The 2,133-nt window shown below is 70.7% G+C and carries 1 protein-coding gene, 1 tRNA gene and 1 other RNA gene; 2 read left to right on the forward strand and 1 reads right to left on the reverse strand.

Annotated features, from left to right (window positions below):
- Positions 1–539: 539 nt before the first annotated feature.
- Positions 540–627: transfer RNA gene (locus AC2CJA_RS26305), tRNA-Ser, on the reverse strand.
- Between the two features lie 106 nt (positions 628–733).
- Between AC2CJA_RS26305 and ffs the strand changes: the two genes are divergently transcribed.
- Positions 734–830, forward strand: an RNA gene (ffs, locus tag AC2CJA_RS26310) — signal recognition particle sRNA small type.
- Positions 831–905: 75 nt separating this feature from the next.
- A partial coding sequence (locus tag AC2CJA_RS26315) for a DNA polymerase III subunit gamma and tau (RefSeq protein WP_484605161.1) occupies positions 906–2,133 on the forward strand: 1,228 nt, incomplete at its 3' end.

Below are 2,133 nucleotides of genomic sequence, written 5' to 3' on the forward strand. Positions count from 1 at the left end.
ACGGTCTGGTCGGCAAGGGTCATCGTCACGGTGGTCCTGGTCCTGTCTCGCCCTGCATCAGATCAAAGAGATGTATACCTTCTGGGTCTCACCGGAGTCTGACAGACAGGGTTCTCAACGACGAGGGTGTCCGGCGGGAGCGCGTCGAGGTCAATGTCGTTGGTGGGCATGATCGTTCTCCTCCCCATCGCTGTAAAGCCAGACAGGGCCTACCCATGGGCTGACCAGGTGCCTGTGCTCCATTCGAGGGGTATCCGGCCGAGCCTCGTTACGGGGTGGTCAGGTCCCGCGCTTCTGGTGGCAGACCCGGCCGCGCGAGCAACCGGAGCAAGACCCGTGATCGATGGGGCCGCCGGATTCGGGGAGGACGGAGGCCCGGAGCACGGCACGGGGACGCGTCGCTCGGCAGGTGCGACGGGCGCTGTCCGCCCACGTCCGCGCCGGTCCGATCACGGCGAATGAGACCAGAACTGAGACCACGGAACGACGAAGGTCCCGGCCGCTGGGCGGTCGGGACCTTCGTTTCGGCTGGTCGGCCGTGGCGGAGGATACGAGATTCGAACTCGTGAGGGGTTGCCCCCAACACGCTTTCCAAGCGTGCGCCCTAGGCCTCTAGGCGAATCCTCCGCCGGAAACATTACATGACGCGGGGGAGTGGTTGCGAACCCGATCCCCGGGGCCGGTTCCGCCTCCCTCCCCGGCCCGAGCACCCTCCGGCATCCGGTAGGCTTGGCGCAGCCCCTCACGTGGCGCCATCTCGCTGAACTCCCCCAGGGCCGGAAGGCAGCAAGGGTAGGTGAGCTCTGGCGGGTGCGTGGGGGGCGCCTGATTTTCCCCGCCGACAACCGTGCCCCCCGTTCCGACCGGGGGCACGGTTGTCGGCGGCGGCCTATATCGTCGGAGACGTGTCGTCCCTCGCGCTGTACCGCCGCTACCGCCCCGAGGCCTTCTCCGAGGTCATCGGGCAGGAGCATGTCACCGACCCCCTCCAGCAGGCCCTCCGCAACAACCGGGTCAACCACGCGTACCTCTTCAGCGGTCCGCGCGGCTGCGGCAAGACGACCAGCGCCCGTATCCTCGCCCGCTGCCTGAACTGCGAGCAGGGTCCGACGCCGGATCCGTGCGGGGAGTGCCGGTCCTGTCTGGACCTGGCGCGCAACGGGCCGGGCTCGATCGACGTCATCGAGATCGACGCCGCGTCGCACGGCGGTGTGGACGACGCCCGCGAGCTGCGCGAGAAGGCGTTCTTCGGCCCGGCCTCCAGCCGCTACAAGATCTACATCATCGACGAGGCGCACATGGTCACCTCGGCGGGTTTCAACGCCCTGCTGAAGGTGGTCGAGGAGCCGCCGGAGCACCTGAAGTTCATCTTCGCGACGACCGAGCCCGAGAAGGTCATCGGAACGATCCGGTCGCGCACCCACCACTACCCGTTCCGCCTGGTGCCGCCGGGCACCCTGCGCGACTACCTCGCCCAGGTGTGCGAGCGGGAGGCCATCCCCGTCGAGGACGGTGTGCTGCCCCTGGTGGTGCGCGCCGGTGCCGGGTCCGTGCGTGACTCGATGTCGGTGATGGACCAGCTGCTGGCGGGCGCCGGTCCGGACGGCGTGACGTACGCCATGGCCACGGCGCTGCTGGGCTACACCGACGGCGCGCTGCTGGACTCGGTGGTGGACGCCTTCGCCGCGGGCGACGGCGCGGCGGCCTTCGAGGTGGTCGACCGGGTGATCGAGGGCGGGCACGACCCGCGGCGCTTCGTCGCGGACCTGCTGGAGCGGCTGCGCGACCTGGTGATCCTGGCCGCCGTGCCCGACGCGGGGGAGAAGGGCCTGATCGACGCCCCCGCCGACGTGGTGGAGAGGATGACGGCGCAGGCGTCGGTCTTCGGCCCGGCCGAACTGAGCCGGGCGGCGGACATCGTCAACGAGGGCCTGACGGACATGCGCGGCGCGACCTCGCCGCGGTTGCAGCTGGAGCTGATCTGTGCCCGGGTGCTGCTGCCCGCGGCGTACGGCGACGAGCGCTCCCTCCAGGCCCGCCTGGACCGCCTGGAGCGGGGCGCGAGCCTCGCGGGCGGCCCGGCGGCGGGAGCGGGCCCGGTGGGCGGTGCCCCCGGGGCGGTGCCCCCGGCAG

This window comes from Streptomyces sp. ATLC9 (genome assembly GCF_057196705.1).